The following is a 17,232-nucleotide window of genomic DNA, read 5'->3' on the forward strand; positions in this document are numbered from 1 at the left end:
GAAAAACCGGAACTTGTCCGGACCCAAAATTCGGCACCCGCGTCGACGACCATCGCTACCACGGCCCACGACCCCACGCTCACGAACAAGGCGCCGAAACGACTTCTCGCATCTCCAGGAGCGGCAGGCCCGCCGCGTACCGGCGGAAGAAGCCGGCTGTCGGGGTGTCCGCCGTCGCGACGGCGTCCGGGGTGCCCTCCGCGACCACCGCACCCCCGTCCGGACCGGCTCCCGGCCCCAGGTCGATCACCCAGTCCGCGGACGCGGCGACCGGGATGTCATGTTCGGCCACGACTACGGTGTTGCCCGAGTCGAGCAACACATCGAGCGCATCCACCACACGCTGGATGTCGGATGGGTGCAGGCCTGAGACGGGCTCGTCGAGAACGACGAGGCCGGCTTTGCGGCTCGCGGCACCGCGCTGGATCGCGGACGCCAGTTTCAGCCGCTGTGCCTCGCCGCCGGACAACTCGGTGGCGCTCTGGCCGAGTTGGAGATAGCCGAGTCCGACCTGGTTCAAGGATTCCAGGGTCTCCGTGAGCTGCCGGGGCTCGTGGAACCGCGCCACGGCCTCGGCGACGGTCAGCTCCAGTACCTGGTCGATGGCCAGCCCCTGATACCTGATGTCCAAGGCCTCCGGCTTGTAGCGCCGCCCTTCGCACGCGTCGCAGACGACCCACACATCCGGCAGAAAGTGCATGTCAACCAGCTTGCGGCCATAACCGGTGCAGGTCTCGCAGCGGCCGCCACCCGCGGTGTTGAAGCTGAACCAGGAGGCACTGACCCCGTGCTCGCGCGCCATGTCGGTTTCGGCGAACAGCTTGCGGACGATGTCGAATGCCTTGCTATACGTAGCAGGGTTCGACCGCGGCGTCCGCCCGAGCGGTTCCTGATCGACGACGGCGACCCAGCCGAATCCCTCGAAGCCGGCCACCTCCCGCACCGTGTCGGTCGCCGCCCCGTTGAGGGCGGCCTCCACGCTCGTCCCGAGCACGCCTAGCAGGCTGCTCTTGCCGCTGCCGCTCACCCCGGTCAGGCAGGTGAGCCGACCGGCGGGGAAACGCACCAGGTCCGCGGTCACGTTGTGCACACGCAGGCCGTGCAGCTCCACCCAGCCGGTGTCGTCCCCGGCCGGGCGGCGGGTCCGGCGCAGCCGCGGCCCTTCACCGGCCAGATAGCGCCCGGTCAGCGACTTCGGGTGGGCGGCCGCGTCGGCGGGCGGCCCCGACACCAGAACCTCACCGCCGAGACGGCCCGCGCCCGGCCCCATATCGATCACCCAGTCGGCCCGGGCGATCAGCTCAGGGTCGTGCTCGACAAGGAGCACCGTGTTGCCGGCCGCGCGCACTTCCAGGGCGATGTCGAGCAGGTGCGCCTTGTCCGCCGGATGCAGCCCGGCCCCGGGCTCGTCCAGGACGAAGATGATGCCGCTCAGCTCAGTGCTGAGCTGAGCGGCGAGCCGGGTCCGCTGCAACTCACCCCCGGACAGCGTCGCCGCGCTCCGGGCCGGCTGGAGATGGGCCAAACCGAGCCGGTCAAGGATGCCAAGCCTGCGGCCCAGGTCCTGCAGCAGCGGCTCACCCACCTCGCGCTGCCGGGAGCCCAGGTCGTCCGCCACGCGCCTCACCCACCGGCGAACCTCCCGTACTTCCACCTCGAGCAGGTCGGGATAGGTCAGCCCGCCGAGCCGCACGGCCAGGGCCACCTGGTCGTACCCGCTGCCACCGCAGGTGCCACAGGGCCGCTTGCGCATGTACGGCAGGTAGCGCTGCTTGGCACTGGAGGTCTGGGCGTTCATGAACACCCGCTCCACCTCGGCGAGCGCCCCCCGCAGCGGCTCGTTCAAGGTGTAGGTCACCTGGGCCGTCTCATTCTTGTTCGTCATGTCAACGGTCGCCTCGATCTTCTCGTCACCCGTGCCGTACAGCACGCAGTGACGGAACGCCTCAGGCAGCGACTGCCACGGCCGGCCGAGGTCCACGCCCCGCTTGTCGGCAAGCGCCGGTACGAACGCGTGCTCTCCCGACCGCCACTTCGCGTACCAGGGCGAGGCCCCCTCGAACAGCGGCAGCTCCGGGTGGGTGATGACCAGGTCCTCCTGCGCCTGCCAGCGCCCGCCCACCCCATGGCAGTCCGCGCAGCTCCCTTCCGGCGTGTTGCGGTCGAAGTGAGCGGTCGTCAGATGCCCGTCCACACTCTCCGCCGCCGGGTCCGCGCCGATCCCGGGAAGGCGCGAGTACAACAGCCCCAGGTGCCCGTCGATGCCAGTGATCGTCGCGACCGTGGAGCGGGGGTTGCGGTTCAGGCGACGCTGATCGACCGCGAGCGTCGCGCCGAGTCCCAGGATGCGGTCGACCTTCGGTCGATTGCGCTGGGTGATGTACTGCCGTACGAACGGCGAAAGCCCCTCCAGATACCGCAGCTGGGCCTCATTGTGCAGAGTGTCGATGGCCAACGAGGTCTTGCCACTGCCGCTCACTCCCGTGAACGCGACGAGCCGCCCTTTGGGGATGCTCACCGACACGTCCCGCAGGTTGTTGGTACGAGCCCCCACCACGTCGATGGTCTCGCGCCCCATACCCTCGACGCCCCGTACGAAGGCCGTCAACTTTCGTTCACCCGCGCAGTGACCTTGGCGACGTCGGGGGCGTAGGCGGTCATCCAGTGCGGATGCAGCCGGTAGTAGACCACTTCGTTGTCCCAGTCGAAGAAGTCGCCGCCATAGAAGTCCTTGAAGTAGGCGAGCAGGTCCGGCCAGTCCTCGGCCGGCTCGCCACCGAAGGGGTTGAGGATCTCCACCGTGCCGTGCGTGAACACGCCCAGGTCCTCACCGCGCATGTGCGCGGCGCTGACGGCGGGGCGGGCGGCCAGATGGCGGGCCTTGGCGGCCTTGCGCGCCGTGCCGAAGTGCCACTTGCCGTGCAGGAAGTGCCCGTCCACTCCGCTGATCCGCGGCTCGCCCTTGGCCGTCACGGTGGACAGGGCCAGGGTGCACATCCCGGTGAGGACGCCGGTGAGCTGCTCCGCGGTCAGCGTGCGCTCGGTACTGATGATCGAGCGGAGATGCGAGGTGGAAACGGAGAGAGAAGCATCCAGTAGGACCTGCAGCTCTTTGAGCTCTTCTCGGGTTTCGCGCATTGCTGTCCTCATCTATGTAGGGCGCGGCCCACGTCCTCCATCAGCGCCGACCGGCGAAACCATGCTCGTCCCAAAACCCGACATCTTGTGTCATGTTTTTCATCGCTTGCGCGGACATCACCTGGATCGACGAGTAGCAACCTGGTTCCGCGACACCGTTGCGGGAATCCGGTGGATCTGGGCTCAGGCGCTGTCTTCTGCGGCCGAGGTGACGCGCTGGATGGCCTGGACGGCGACGTCAGGCTGGTCGACGTAGATGTAGTGGCCGCTGCCGGTGGCCGTGCTCAGCTTGCTGCGGCTGGACAGCGCGAGCCACTTGCGCTGGCCCGCGGACCACGCCTGCTCCAGGCGCGGCCCGTATGTGGGGATGGCCGCGAGGTACCGCTTGCCGTGCTGGATCACCTCCACCGGGATGTTTCCGGCGGAGCGCGCTTTTCCATCGGTGATGACGAGCTTCTCCGGGTTCTGTCCCTGGAATATCGCGAGGTTCTGCGCGCGTACCTCGGCTGCCGGGCCCTTGGCGGACTCGGGGATCGCCTTCGTGATGTCGTGCACCATCGTGGGTGGCGTGGCGTCCATCAGGACCAGCCCTTTGACTCTGTCCTGATGGTCGGGGGCGTATCTGGCGGCGATCAGTCCGCCCAGCGAGTGCCCCGCCAGGACGACCGGGCCGTCACCGGCGACCCGGTCGAGCACGCCGGTGAGGATCTTCCCGGTGCCGGCGAAGTCCTGCGGGCCGTCCGGCTGGTCGCTGGCGCCCGCGCCGAGCCGGTCGTAGCTGCAGACCTGGTTCTTCTCGCTCAGCGTCTTCTGGAGAGCGGCCATCTTGTCCAGCCCGTCACCTCCTCCGTGCATCAGCACGATGACGGGCTTGCCCTTCGCCGGGTCGCCCGAACAGGACACGTTCACCGACCGGCCGTCAACATTGATCTTCTTGGTTCCGGAGATCCGGCCGGTGTCGGCTTTGTGGGTCACGGGGGCGAGTGGGTCCCAGTTGTCCATCGTGTCCTCGTCGCAGCCGGTGACCCCCGCCCCGATCACGGTGACGCACAGTGCGGCCACAACGGCTGCCTTGAGCTTGCGGGGCATGATGTCCTCCAGTGCGAAATCGGAAGTGGCCGCGGTGCCGCGCCACGCCGTAACGTTATGGAGTCGACGGGTGCGGAATCGTCACCGCACGGAGGACATTCGCCGGTAGCTCGCTCGGGGGACAGGTCAGTGGTTCCGGCGCTGGACGTACAGGCGGTTGCCCTTCGGTCCCGTCCATTCCACCCGCACGATCCCGGGCACCGCCGTGTCGCCGACGCGTGACGGGTCGGCCCAGTAGCCGAACCTGGGGTTGCGGAAGAACGTCGCCCACAGCTTGCCGTTGTGGTCCACGAAGAAGTTGTTGTGGCCGGCGCCGACACCCACGGTCCACCGCTTCGAGTACGGTCCCTCGAAGGTGTCCGAGACGGCGACTACCGCGTCGTAGTGGTACTGCGCGCGACCGGTGCCGGGTGGGTCGTAGGCGTACCGGGTGCTGCCGTCGGCATTGGTCGAGGTCCGGTTCCAGGCGGCCTGGAGCAGGAAGTACTTGCCCCCGTACTTGAACACGTACGCGCCTTCGAGATACGGCTCGGGCGAGTACGGCGTCTGCTGGAACTGCGGGAGATTGGTGGTCGGGACGATGTCCTCCATGTCGTCCCGGAACTTCGCGTACAGGTGGTTGTGCAGCACCAGCCAGGCGTCATCCCCCTCGCTGTAGAGGCTGCCGTCGATGTGGTGGTAGGCGCCGGGCAGGATGAAGCCGGGCCCGCCGGTGACGGGGTCGCCGAAGGGCTTGTCGTGGTTGCCCTGGACCAGCCGGTACGGGCCTTCGGGCCCGCCCTCGCTCACGAGCATGAACGAGCCGACCTTGTGCGCGTGGTCACCCATGCAGGCGACGATGTACCACTTGCCGCGGAAGTAGTGCACCTCCGGCGCCCAGACATCGCCGCGCTTGCCGAACTGGTCGTCGGTCCAGTACTCCTGCCACGGAGCGACCACCATGCGTCCTGGCCGGTTCTCGTCGACGAACTCGGGCGACCAGACCTTGCCCTTCTCGGCGCCGGGGCGGATGCCGGTGGTGTCGGCCAGCTTCCACGGCCCGCGCAGGGACGGGGACACCCACATGAAGATGCCGTCGTTCCACGGGGCGGCGGCCTCGATCCCGGGCGCCCGGGTGGTGCCGGTGGCGACGTAGATCGGACGACCCTTCACCACGAAACAGTTGACGTACGTGTCCCGCATCCAGACCCGGCCGAGCTCCTTGTCACGGGGGCGGAGTTCCAGCGGGAGGATGAGGGAGTTGTCCTCGCGCGGCCACAGGTCGAGCCGGGTGTCGGCGAGGCCGTAGGGCTCGAGGTCGGGCCAGTTCGACGGGTATCGCTTCATCGAGGTGCTCGCCTGCGCGGCGGTCGCGGGCAGTGCCGCCGTTCCCAGAAGGCCGGCGGCTCCCGCCAGCAGGGAGCGTCGGCCGACGGTCAATACGTTGGTGGAATCAGTCATCAGTTACGTCCTCCGCATCAGCGCGCGGTCCGTTCGGTGCGCAGCTTGCGGGTGAGTTTTCCCAGATGGCGATATATCGTCAATAACCCGGAAAAATTAATCGGTGATCGCGCAGGTAGGTCACAGCACCCGGTCGAGCAGCCTCAGGGGGATTCGCACAGCCTGTTGAGCTCCGCGGCGTCTGTGTTGATATCCGCGATCACCTGGTTGGGATCGCCGCCGGTCATGCCGGTCAGGCGAAAGTTCAGTTCCTGGAATTCGCGGGCCAGCAGAGTGATCTTCGCCCCCACCACTCCTTCCGCGTGGAAGGCCGCACCCATCAGGTCGCTGTACGTCTGCTGAGCCGCGGCCGTCTGACTGCTGCGGACGGTCCCGGCGTTCCGGCGGTATGCGGTCAGCGCCGCCGCCGCCTCGTCGCAGCCGCCGGGCCGGACCGCTGACAGCGGTGAAGAGGAAACCGGGGCCTCTCGCGTGGGGCTCGGTGGGTCGGGCGTGCTGGACTCGGGCGATGGTTTCGGGGTCCGTCGTGCGTGCCGGGTTTTGACCGGTCCTGGTGACGATGACTCCGGGGCCGGGGTGGGGGCCACGGTATCGGGCTGGGCCTGGGGTTGGGGTTGCTGCGGCGGGGTCGGCGGCGCCAGGTACGCGGCCAGCGCGACCACGGCGGCGATCGCGGCCGCCAGAGCGCTCACTGCCGTCCAGTTCAGGCGCGAGCCTGCTCCTCCGCCCGCCGTCGGCGGCTGCGTTGATCCGCTCCCCGTCATGTCCTCATCGTGGCCGAGCCGCCGAGCTCGGTCCAGAAGATCTCCTGCTCTGGCCTGATCAGGCGAAATCTTGCGCAAGAAGACTCTCGACAGAGCATGACACTTATGTCATGGTATCACCATTCCATTTGTGGCACGGTTAACTTCGTTACGACGACGGGCACATTTGATGAAGCTTGAGATCCTTCTCCTCGGAGCGCTGCTCAACCGTCCCAGCACGGGCTATGAGCTGAAGAAGTTCTTCGACACGCACGGCCGGTTCGCGCGCTCGAACACGACCATGAGCCAGGCCTACCGGACGCTGGCCTCGATGGAGGAGCGCGGCTGGGTCGAGCACACGATCGAGGAGCGCCCCGGGGCGAGCAACGCCAAGCGCTACCACGTGACCGAAGAGGGTTACACCGTCTTCATCGACTGGCTGACGCGCCCGTACAACCCGCCCACCCGTTTCGGAGATCCCGACCTGCACGCACGTCTCGGCTACGCCGGCTTCATGACGGTCGAGCAGGTGATTGCCCTGCTCGACATCGAGATCAACACCCGGGTGGCGGAGGTGGCGCGTTACCGCCACCGTGACCGCACCCGGTTCGACGAGCCTCCGCCCGGCTACGACGTCCAGCTCGGCGCCCAGATGGACGAGTGGCTGCATCGGCGCGGCGCCGAGGCGATGGACCACCACATCGCCTCCCTCATCGAACTGCGCCGGCGCCTGCTCGACGGGGAGCCGCTCAATCAGGACTCCCCGCCCACCATCGTGTGGACGGAGGAGACGTCGCGATGAGGGCGATCATCGTCATGTTCGACAGCCTGAACCGGCACCTGCTCTCGCCGTACGCCGACACGTTCATCGACGCGCCGAACTTCGCCCGGCTGGCGGCACGGGCGGTGACGTTCGACCGCTTCTATGCCGGTTCGATGCCGTGCATGCCCGCGCGGCGCGAGATGCACACCGGACGGTACAACTTCCTGCACCGCAGCTGGGGGCCGCTGGAGCCGTTCGACGACTCCATGCCGGAGCTGCTCAAGCAGGCAGGGGTGCACACGCACCTGGCCTCCGACCACCCGCACTACTGGGAGGACGGCGGCGCGACCTACCACACCCGCTACAGCACCTGGGAGTTCTTCCGCGGCCAGGAGGGCGACCCGTGGAAGGGCGTGGTCGGTGACCCCCCGAAGGGCCCGGGCGACGCGATGAAGCGGCAGGACGCGGTCAACCGCACGTACATGCCGACCGAGGCGAAGCACTCGCAGACCCGGACCGTGGACGCGGGCCTGCACTTTCTCGAGACCAACGTGGACGCCGACCGGTGGTTGCTGCAGATCGAGATGTTCGATCCGCACGAGCCGTTCTTCACCCACCAGCGTTACAAGGACCTCTACCCGCACGACTACGACGGCCCGGAGTTCGACTGGCCGCCGTACCAGAAGGTCCTCGAACCCGGTGACCAGGTCGAACACGCCCGCAACGAGTACGCCGCCCTGGTCTCGATGTGCGACCGCTCGCTCGGCCGGGTCCTGGACTTCATGGACGAGCACGCCATGTGGGACGACACGCTCCTGCTGGTCAACACCGACCACGGCTTCCTGCTCGGCGAGCACGGCTGGTGGGCCAAGTCGGTGATGCCGTGGTTCAACGAGCTGGTGCACCTGCCGATGTTCCTGTGGGACCCACGCACCGGCGGCCGGGACCAGCGCAGGGGCGCGCTCGCGCAGACCATCGACATCGCGCCGACCGTGCTGCGCTACTTCGGCATCGAGCCGACCCCTGACATGCAAGGCGCGGACCTCGCCCAGGACGAGCCCCTCCGTGAGGGCGCGCTGTTCGGCATCCACGGCGGGCACGTCAACGTCACCGACGGCCGCTACGTCTACATGCGCGCCGCCAAGGAGCAGGCCAACGGCCCGCTCGAAGAGTTCACCCTCATGCCCACCCACATGCGCGCCCGCTTCTCGACACAGGAGCTCAAGGAGTGGGAACCGGCCGAGCCGTTCACCTTCACCAAGGGTGTACGCACCATGCGGATACCGGCCTCGCCCTCGTGGATGAACCCGTGGCAGCACGGCACGCTCCTGTTCGACCTCCAGGAGGATCCGGCGCAGGAAACGCCGATCGTCGACGACGACGTGGAGCTGCGGATGGTCGAGCTGCTGCGCCGCCTCATGCTCGACAATGACGCGCCGCCCAGCCAGTACGAGCGCCTGGGCATCCCGCGCGTCGGTGACATCGAGCCCAAGCACCTCCTGGTCCGCGAACAGCGCGAGCGCGCGACGGCCGTCGCCGCGCCCCTTCCCGCGATGGAGACCCTGCGCGCCCCGGCTTTGCTCCGCGCTCCGCTCCTGGACCTCCTGCGGATCACGGGGGCCAAGGACGTCCTCGCGCAGGAGGCGCCCGCGCTGGTGCAGTCGGAGCTGCTGTCAGCCCCCATCTCCATGACCCTGCTGGACCTCGCCCGTTACGGCTACATACCCGCCGCGGTACTGCGCCGCATCGACGAGCAATTCGCCCTTCTCACGGCACCACCCGGCGTCTCAGCCCCCTGAGACGGCGTTTGCTTTATCGCACCACTGCAGACAGGACCCCCCATGGATGCCAGCGCCTCCACCACGTCCGTCCAGCCAGGAGCGGCTCAGGCCGCCAATGTCCCCCACCGCTGGCGCAATCTCGCCGTCGTCTCCGGCGTGAGCGTCGTCGACGGCACCGAAGCCGGCCTCATCAACACCGTCTTCCCCACGCTGGCGGTCGCGCTGCGGCTCAACAGCGGACACCTCGGCCTCATCGCCGCCCTTGGCAAGATCGCAAGCGTACCCGCCGGACCATTCTGGATCTGGCTGTCCGGCCGGATCGGCCGGCGCGCCACCCTGGCCGCCACGACGGTGACCGGCGGCCTGTTCGGCATCGCCGCCGGCTTCTCGCAGAACTTCGTCCAGCTCCTGATCTGCTGCACCCTCATGTCCGCCGCCGTGATCGGCGGCTCTCCCATCGCCATGGCCGTCATCGCCGACTCCTTCCCCGACGAGCAGCGCGCCCGGGCCAACGGCATCTTCTTCAGCTCGCTCCAACTCGCCGGCATCGTCCTCGGCCCCATCATGGCGGCCTTCGTCGCGATGCAGGACGGCTGGCGCTGGGCCCTGTGGACGCTCGGCGGCGTCTGCATCGTCGCCGGATTCGTCGTCCTGGCATTCTTCAAGGATCCCGGCATCGGAGCCGCCGAGCAGCAACTCGCCGACCTCACGCGTGAGGACCGAGCGAAGGCGAAGGTCACTTTCGTCTCCGTCATCGGACTGTTCCGCATCCCCACCTACGCCGTGATGATGCTGAGCCGGCTCCTGTCCGGGCATCTGCTGATTCTCATCTTCGGCGTCCAGTTCCTCGTCACCGAGCGCGGCATCCCCAACTCCACCGCCATCCTGGTGGCGCTGCCGTTCGGCATCGGCTACAGCGTCGCCACGCTGGGCGCCGGATTCATCCTCCCCCGCCTCGACCGGCTCATGCCGAGCAGAGGCCGGGTCGTGATGCTGCAATTCGCGCAGATCGCGTTCGGCGTCATCGCCTTCTTCGGCACTCAGTTCCGGTACGAGACGATCACCGTCTACGCGGTCTTCTGGGCGCTGCTCGGCGCCTGCCAAGGGCTGAACCCGCCGGTCAACCGGCCCATCGTGGCCGCCGTCGTACTGCCCGAGCTGCGCGGACAGGCGTTCGCGATCTGGCTGACGGTGTTCGAGACGATCGGGTGGGCGCTGTTCTCGCTCCTGGCCGGCGCGCTCGCGGCGGCGATCGGCATCCAGGGCGTGTTCTTCTGGGTCCTGGTCGTGCTGATGATCGTCAACGGTCTCCTGCTCTCGGTCCTGTACTTCACCTATCCACGAGACGTCGGCCGGGTCAGCGAGACGCTCGACGTCCGTCGCCGGCAGACGCTCTCGGACTGACGCTTAGAAGGGCGCCGTCGCCTCCTGAGGCGGCGGCACCCCCTGCGATCCCTACCAGGAAGGTCACGACATGACCGACGGACGATCCGTCGTCGAGCGGCTCACGCTCGAAGAGAAGGCGAGCCTCGTGTCCGGCGCCGGTTTCTGGGCGACCGCGGAGGTGGCCCGCGCGGGCATGCCGGCCGCGGTGCTCACCGACGGTCCGCACGGCGTACGCATGCAGCGGGCGCCTACTCCGAACTGTCCGTGCACGTACCCGACCCGACCCGGCCCGAGGCGCGCGTCGAGGTCACCGTCACCAACACCGGCGCGCGTGAGGGCGCCGAGGTCGTCCGGGTGTACGTCAGCGACCCCGTCTCTGACGTGGACCGTCCCGTACGCGAGCTGCGCGGCTTCCGCAAAGTGCGCTTGGCGCCCGGCGAGAGCGCCCGCGTGGTGATCGAGCTCGACGCCCGCGCCTTCAGCTACTGGAGCACCCGGCACGGGCGATGGGTGGCAGAGCCGGGCGAATACGGCGTACACGTCGGCCTAGGCCTTTGGTTGCCGACTACTTCCGCCGCCCAAGCCGGGCCTGGCCTGGCTGGGAGAGGCCGCCCGCCATCGTCTCCGCTGACGTGACGCTCCTCACCCGGTGTTCTTTCTGTATTCCTCGACCAGCTTGTCGTACTCGGATGGGGAGCCGGCGAACTTCGTGACGCCCGTCTTCGGATCGATCGTCACGAAGTACAGCCACGGCCCGGAGTCCGGCTTCAGGGCAGCCGCGATGGCGTCGGTCCCCGGGTTGCAGATGGGACCGGGCGGCAGGCCGAGGCGCGCGTAGGTGTTGTATGGCGACCGGCTCTTGAGATCCTCGTTCGATGCCGTGGCGCCGAACTTGTTCAGGCCGTACAGGACCGTGCTGTCCATCCGCAGCTTCATCTCGGGTGCGTGCTTCAGCCGGTTGTAGATCACCCGTGCGATCTTGGGCATGGCGCGCTTGTCGAGCGACTCGGCCTGGACGATGCTGGCGATGGTCAGGATCTCCAGTGGCGTACGGCCGACCCGCCTGGCACCGTCCACCAGGTTGCTCTCCTCGGCGGCGCGATCGAAGCGTGTCACCATCGCGGCGAGGATCTCGGCGGGGCGCGACGTGGGCGAGACCTCGTAGGTTCCGGGGAAGGCGAATCCTTCCAGCTCGCCCTTGGCGTAGGCCGGAAGACCGAGCGCCCTGCCGTCCTTGGCGGCCCGCTCGAACTCCACCAGCGGTCTGCCGGTGGCGGTCGACAACTGCTTCAAGATCTGTGAGAGCCGTAGTCCTTCCCTCACAGTCAGGGTGATCTGTCCCTGTTTGGTGTCCACAAGCGTCTCTCCAGAGCCCTGCCCGGCGACGTCCTTGGAGACGGAGGACAGCCCCTGGACCACGAGCGTGGATCCGACCGCCATCACGGTCACGGCGGCCGCTGCCGCCAGGGCGAGGCCGCGCCGACGGGGTCGACCTCGGTTGACCTGGAGGAACCGGCCCGGTGGAGGCGGCTGCTCCTCATGGGCCATGTCGGAGAGGGTCTCTCGCAGCAGATCCTCGATGTTCATCCGAACTCCCTCACGGTGCTCAGTTCAGGTGCGGCCTTCTTCAGGCGCTCCAACGATCGGTAAATCTGGCTGCGCACCGACCCGACCCTGACGCCGAGCAGCCGCGCGATCTCGGTCTCGGACAGGTCTTCGAAGTAGCGCAGCACGAGCATGGTCCGCTGCCGGGGTGTCAGCCGGGCAAGAGCCGCGCGCATCACCAGGCGAAGATCAACCATCTCGGCGTGCCCATCGCCGATCTGCTCGGGCAGCCATCCGGTGGACACTTCCGCGACGCGGGAACGGCGCCGCCACCAGCTCACCTGCTCGTGGTACATGACGCGGCGGACGTAGCCCTCGATGGCCGCGGGGTCGCGCAGGCCGCGCCACTTCGCGGCGGTCTTCGCCAGCGCCGACTGGACCAAGTCCTCGGCGGCGTGCCGGTCACCGGTCAGCAGGTACGCGGTACGGAACAGCGCTCCTGATCGATCGATGACGAACTCCCGGAAGTCCGCCGCAAATCCTGGATCCACCTGTCCTCCTCGCGATGTCGCCAAGCAAGGACGCGGACAGGGGGCCGATCTATGCCGCCATGGCCGAACTGATCCGCGTCAAGGCGCTCAGTCGCCGAGGTGTGAGGCCCCGCCCCGACGGGGCCTCGGGTGTCAGCCGGAGGTGAAGCTGAGCCGCGTCGTGTGTTCGGGGAGCTTGACGGTCAGGGTGCGGGTGGCGCTGTCATAGCGGTACGCGTCGGCGGGCAAGTCCTTGGGAGGTGCGGCGTTCAGGAAGTTGAGCGTCCATTGGCGCGCCTTGCCGCTGATCTTCACGGTGCGCCGCCCTCCTGACTCCGAGTATCGGATCGTGGTCTTGTCGTACAGCGTGTACGAGCCGGAGGCCCCCGAGGCGATGTTCAGGGTGAGTTTGTCCAGGGGGTTCTGGACGTCGTTGGCGACGTCAGCGGTCCTGGTCGGCAGGATGCCCCCGGCCTTGACGAACACGGGCATGGTGTCGAGGCCGGTGGTGATGCTCCGGGTGGTGCCGCCGGTGTAGGTCTGGCCGGTGAAGTAGTCGGTCCACTGTCCGGGCGGGAACCACACCGAGGTCGTGGCCGTGGCGCCGGGCGTGGTCACGGGCGCGACCAGGAGGTCGGGGCCGTAGAAGTACTGGCCGGCGGCGGTGGCGTACGCGTTCTCCTCTTCGGGATATTCCAGGTATGTCGGGCGGACGATCGGGACGCCGGTGGCGTTGGCCTCCTGGGCCAGCGTGTAGGTGTAGGGGACCAGGTTCTCCCTCAGGTTGAGGAACTTCTTCGCCGAGTCCTTCGCCGCGGTCCCGTACTGCCAGGGCAGCCGGTCGCCGTGGTTGCTGTGCAGGCGGTCGATGGGCTGGAAGGTGCCGAGCTGGACCCACCGGGCGTACAGGTCGTCGGGCAGCTTGCTGGTCCGCCTGGTCTGCCCGTTGTCGAGGTAGGTCTCCGAGCCCTGCAGGCCCGTGGTGTCGTTGTGGCCGCCGATGTCGTGGCTGATGGACGACATGCCGGTGGCGGCGGATTCGCCGGGCGTGTAGCCGACCTCCGCCCGGAGGGTTCCCCAGGTGGAGGACGTGTCGCCGGTGAAGTGGACAGTGCTGCGCTTGTCGGCCCACGGGCCGGTGGGCAGGCCCGAGCGGCCGGCGTACGAGCCTGTCTGGAGGGAGCCGAAGGCGCGGGAGAGCACGAAGCCGCCGTTGGCCGCGGCGTACTGCTGGTGGATCCAGGCGTCAGGGGTCACGCCGGGCAGCGAGGACTGCGAGGCGTCGCAGCACCAGTCGAGCCACCAGAAGTCGTTGCCCTGCTGATCCATGGTCTTGTGCAGATCCATGTACGCCTTGAGCTGGTCGGGGTCGCCCCAGTCGAAGGTGTAGCAGTTCGCGCCCGCGGCCCCTGCGCAGCCGCCCTTGCGCAGTTTGCCCTTGGCCGTGGCCTGTGCCTGGGCGAACTGCGGGTCGTCGCCGACGATGCTGGGATGGACGTTGAGCGTGTTGTGCAGGCCCTGGGCGGCCGACCAGTCGAAGAACGCCTTCGGGTCGGGGAACTTCGCGCGGTCGATCTGCCAGCCGCTCCAGGTGTTGGGCGATTTGAAGTCGGTGTCGGTGACCAGGACGTCCAGCGGGACGCCCTCGGAGCGGAACCTGGGCAGGATCGTGTTCTGGTAGTCGGCCGCGGTGCGGTCGATGTACTCGGAGTACCACACGCCGTACGCCCAGCGGGGTAGCAGCGCCGGCGGCCCGGTCAGGGTGGACAGGTCCGACAGGGCGCGCTTGTAGTCGTGACCGTAACCGAAGAAGTAACCGTCCTGGTACGCCCTGCCGCCGGGCCGCTGGGTGACCTTCCCGGTGGCGGGGTCGTACAGGGCGGAGGGCGTGTCGTCGAGCAGGTACCAGCCGTCCTTGTGCAGCAGGCCCGGAGTGGTCGGCGGGGTGCCGTTGTCACCGTTCACGTTGTCGAGGCTGCGGCGGTAGCCGCCGAGCGGGAGGTGGGGCGGCGGGGCGGCCGTGCCGGTGGGGGTCACGGCGAGCGTGTCCGCGTTGACGCGGCAGCCGGAGGCGCCGGGGCAGGTGAGGGTGATGTCGTTCGTGCCGGATTTGAGGGCGATCGGGATGGCGGCCGTCGCCCAGGTGTCCCAGTCGGCCGTGGTCGGGAAGGTCATCTGCTGCGTGGCGCCGCCTGTTGTGATGGTGGCCGTTCGCGTCTGGTGCTGGCCGTCGCCGCCGACGCCGTTGGCGTAGCGGATGTGCAGCGTGTACGTGCCGTCGGCGGACACGCCCACCAGGCGGGTGGCCAGGCCGGCGCCCTGGTTGAGTTCGGCGACGAAACCTCTGCCCGAGTAGCCGGCGTGGTCCTGCACCACCTTGGCCGTACCGGCGAGCCCGCCCGACTCGGCCTCGCAGCTCGTGCCGTACGCGCAGGGCACGGTGGCTCTGGCCGACGTCGGCGGATAGCCGGTGCCCGGTGGCAGCAGCGCGAGGCTGTCGATGTTGACGTTGCCGGAGTCGGCGGCTGTACGGGTCAGCGTGATCATGTGCCGTCCCGCGGCGAGCTGCACTCCCGGGGCGGCGATGGCCCAGGTGTCCCAGTTCGCGGTCACCGGCAGGGTCACCGTCTGACCGGTGCCCCCGTCCACCGACAGGGTGAGCGTGCGCGGCGTGTGCTGGCCGTCGCCGCCGACGGCGTTGGAGTAGCGGATGGCGAACTGGTACTGCCCTGACGTGGTCGCGTTCACGTCCGCGGACAGCTCGTTGCCCGTGCCTTCGAAGCCCGCCAGGAAGCCCGCGCCGGTGAAGCCGGAGTGGTTGGTGGCGACGGCCAGCCCGCCGTACGAGAGGTCCTCGGCCTCGCAGAGGGCTCCGGCGGGGCAGGTCAGTTGCTGCCATGGGGCGGCGGTCGTGGTCTTCAGGCTGACCGAGAGGTTCTGCGGGGTGAACGGGCCCGAACCGACCTGGTAGCGCAGGGTGAGCGCGCTCGTCCTGATGGTGAGCCAGCCGTTCGACGTACTCGATGTGAAGGGCGTTGCCGGAAAGGCGCCGCGCCCGACGGCGTTGAAGGTCGGAGTGTCGAGGAATTTGGCGTCGCCCGCGTACTCGGTCCTTATCAGGGTTGGGGACAGCACTTCGAAACGGGCGTTTCCTGAGGTCACCGCTTTGATCCGGTTGCTGTCTGGCATCGCCTCCGCCGGAGCGGGGGCGATGCCTGACATGGCCACCACGGTGATCGCGACGGCTACGAGGCGCAGGAAGGGGCTTGGTCGCACTGGGCGGCTCCTTAGTCACGTTCGATCGGGCACGGACCGAATTTGACTGCTTTGCCGCAACTATTGACCAGACTGATCGACCTGACAAGATCGGGGGGACATATTGATCGGATCCGGTCAGTGAGGTATGTGAATCGGTCAGTAGAGGTGCGGATCACGGCGCGGTGGCCGGAGACGATCTTGTGCCCAGCCGTACGTCCTGCCGGGATCAAGGCGTGGAAGGCTCCTCCCGTCCATCCTGTCGAGAACACCACCGATCTCGTCCGCTGGATGATCCGCGTCCGGGACGACCTGCCAGAGGCGGCTTACACTCTCAAACGCGCGCCGCACAACTGGCGCTAGCGCCCCATCTCCCACTCACTGCGCGCCGTCGGCAACTGTGTGTAGCCGCAGCCGATGTTGCCGCGCCCCCGGAGCGGGCCGTTCTGCCGTCAGTGCCCGGCCGACGTCATAGTGCACGACGTGCCTGGTCAGGCACTGTAAGCGCCACCGGAACACCTGTCAGATGGCGTACGGCCAGGGCTGTCAGATCGCGTGTGGACAGGCTGACAACACCGATCTCCTTGTGGACACGTTGGGTAACCGGCGAAGTTTATCCCGCCGCCCAGCAACCCCACCCCAGGAGTAACGATGAAGTTGGCCTCATGCGCCGCTGCCCTCTTGTCGGCCGCCCTGCTCACATCACTGGCCGAAGGGTCCGTGATGTCGGCGGCCGAGGCGGCCGGCATGAGGGCCCTTCCGAGCGTGAACATGGAAGCCACCGTCAAGGCGGCCCTGATCGACCCGAGGCGGCCTGACACCACGCAGACCCCGGGTGCCAAAGCCAGTGTGCTCCTCGTTGAGCAGGCGCTGCGCGACCGGAGCCTGCTCGACGCGAAGTGGGTGGACGGTTACTTCGGCTCCACGACGGTCACCGCCTATGCGAAGTACCAGAAGTCGCTCGGCCTTACCGGTCTCGACGCCAACGGCCTGCCGGGCAAGGGGTCGCTCGCCAAGCTCGGAGCCGGCCGCTTCACCGTCACCGCCACCGTCGACCCGGGCGCCCGGGTGTCCTACGGCGCCGCCGTCGTCAACACCCGTACCCGGAACATGCTGGCCGAGGCGAAGCGCCTGCTCGGCCGCGATCTCGCGCTGGACCAGGGTTCCTACAACCCCGGCGGCGACCCGACCTCCGTGGGCACCCACGATGGCGGCGGCGTCATCGACGTCTCCGTAAAGGGGATGACCGCCGCCACCCGCACCGCGGTCTGCCGCGCGTTGCGCCGGGTCGGCTTCGCGGCCTGGGTGCGCAGCCCCCAGCAGGGCGACTGGCCGTGGCACATCCACGCCGCCGCCATCAACGACACCAGTCTTTCCAGCCAGGCACAGCACCAGATCGGTGACTACTACCTGGGCCAGAACGGGCTCGCCAACCGCGGGCCGGACGACGGGCCGAAGGTGACCATCCGCACCTGGGAGGAGTACCAGCGCCGCTGAGTCCTCCGAAGCCAAGCTCCGCTGACCATCCGAGACCTTGAAGCACCGCAGACAAAGGAGAAACA

At 68.2% G+C, this 17,232-nt stretch carries 13 protein-coding genes; 5 read left to right on the plus strand and 8 right to left on the minus strand.

The window, feature by feature from the left end; genetic code table 11:
• Window positions 1-79: 79 nt before the first annotated feature.
• The 5 genes from AB0B64_RS48040 to AB0B64_RS48060 form a co-directional block, all read right to left on the minus strand.
• A complete protein-coding gene (locus tag AB0B64_RS48040) occupies window positions 80-2,608 on the minus strand; it encodes an excinuclease ABC subunit UvrA (RefSeq protein WP_358192805.1) in 2,529 nt (842 codons plus the stop codon).
• Window positions 2,605-3,138, minus strand: a complete 534-nt coding sequence (locus AB0B64_RS48045) for a pyridoxamine 5'-phosphate oxidase family protein (protein WP_358192818.1) — start codon at window positions 3,136-3,138, stop codon at window positions 2,605-2,607. The genes AB0B64_RS48040 and AB0B64_RS48045 overlap by 4 nt, the downstream gene beginning before the upstream one ends.
• Before the next feature lie 183 nt (window positions 3,139-3,321).
• Window positions 3,322-4,227 (minus strand): alpha/beta hydrolase, encoded by a 906-nt coding sequence (locus AB0B64_RS48050; RefSeq protein WP_357939526.1) that lies wholly within the window; start codon window positions 4,225-4,227, stop codon window positions 3,322-3,324.
• Window positions 4,228-4,353: 126 nt separating this feature from the next.
• Window positions 4,354-5,667 (minus strand): family 43 glycosylhydrolase, encoded by a 1,314-nt coding sequence (locus tag AB0B64_RS48055; RefSeq protein ID WP_358192842.1) that lies wholly within the window; start codon window positions 5,665-5,667, stop codon window positions 4,354-4,356.
• 143 nt (window positions 5,668-5,810) lie between these two features.
• On the minus strand, window positions 5,811-6,359 hold the full coding sequence (locus AB0B64_RS48060; RefSeq protein ID WP_358192849.1) for a hypothetical protein: 549 nt from the start codon (window positions 6,357-6,359) through the stop codon (window positions 5,811-5,813).
• Between the two features lie 241 nt (window positions 6,360-6,600).
• Between AB0B64_RS48060 and AB0B64_RS48065 the strand changes: the two genes are divergently transcribed.
• The 4 genes from AB0B64_RS48065 (at window position 6,601) to AB0B64_RS48080 (ending at window position 10,976) form a co-directional block, all read left to right on the plus strand.
• Window positions 6,601-7,212, plus strand: a complete 612-nt coding sequence (locus AB0B64_RS48065; RefSeq protein WP_357939520.1) for a PadR family transcriptional regulator — start codon at window positions 6,601-6,603, stop codon at window positions 7,210-7,212.
• Window positions 7,209-8,972, plus strand: a complete 1,764-nt coding sequence (locus AB0B64_RS48070; RefSeq protein WP_358192864.1) for a sulfatase — start codon at window positions 7,209-7,211, stop codon at window positions 8,970-8,972. Before AB0B64_RS48065 ends, AB0B64_RS48070 begins: the two co-directional genes overlap by 4 nt.
• 42 nt (window positions 8,973-9,014) lie before the next feature.
• The gene (locus AB0B64_RS48075) at window positions 9,015-10,358 is read left to right on the plus strand and encodes an MFS transporter (protein ID WP_358192872.1); all 1,344 of its coding nucleotides are present in this window, start codon (window positions 9,015-9,017) and stop codon (window positions 10,356-10,358) included.
• Between the two features lie 246 nt (window positions 10,359-10,604).
• On the plus strand, window positions 10,605-10,976 hold the full coding sequence (locus AB0B64_RS48080) for a fibronectin type III-like domain-contianing protein (RefSeq protein ID WP_358192884.1): 372 nt from the start codon (window positions 10,605-10,607) through the stop codon (window positions 10,974-10,976).
• Between the two features lie 6 nt (window positions 10,977-10,982).
• Here the strand turns inward: AB0B64_RS48080 and mltG are convergent, their stop codons facing one another.
• The 3 genes from mltG to AB0B64_RS48095 all read right to left on the minus strand — a co-directional run bounded on the left by mltG (window position 10,983) and on the right by AB0B64_RS48095 (window position 15,691).
• The gene (gene mltG, locus AB0B64_RS48085) at window positions 10,983-11,927 is read right to left on the minus strand and encodes an endolytic transglycosylase MltG (RefSeq protein ID WP_358192891.1); all 945 of its coding nucleotides are present in this window, start codon (window positions 11,925-11,927) and stop codon (window positions 10,983-10,985) included.
• A complete protein-coding gene (locus AB0B64_RS48090; RefSeq protein ID WP_357939510.1) occupies window positions 11,924-12,436 on the minus strand; it encodes a SigE family RNA polymerase sigma factor in 513 nt (170 codons plus the stop codon). Before AB0B64_RS48090 ends, mltG begins: the two co-directional genes overlap by 4 nt.
• Window positions 12,437-12,568: 132 nt before the next feature.
• Window positions 12,569-15,691: a TIM-barrel domain-containing protein gene (locus tag AB0B64_RS48095; protein ID WP_358192913.1), complete on the minus strand. Its 3,123-nt coding sequence runs from the start codon at window positions 15,689-15,691 to the stop codon at window positions 12,569-12,571.
• 630 nt (window positions 15,692-16,321) lie between these two features.
• Here AB0B64_RS48095 and AB0B64_RS48100 point away from each other — a divergent pair.
• Window positions 16,322-17,167 carry a peptidoglycan-binding protein gene (locus AB0B64_RS48100; protein WP_358192923.1) on the plus strand — a complete coding sequence of 282 codons (846 nt, stop codon included), beginning with the start codon at window positions 16,322-16,324 and terminating at the stop codon, window positions 17,165-17,167.
• Window positions 17,168-17,232: the final 65 nt, after the last annotated feature.

The organism is Nonomuraea sp. NPDC049129 (assembly GCF_040648495.1).
GTDB lineage: Bacteria > Actinomycetota > Actinomycetes > Streptosporangiales > Streptosporangiaceae > Nonomuraea.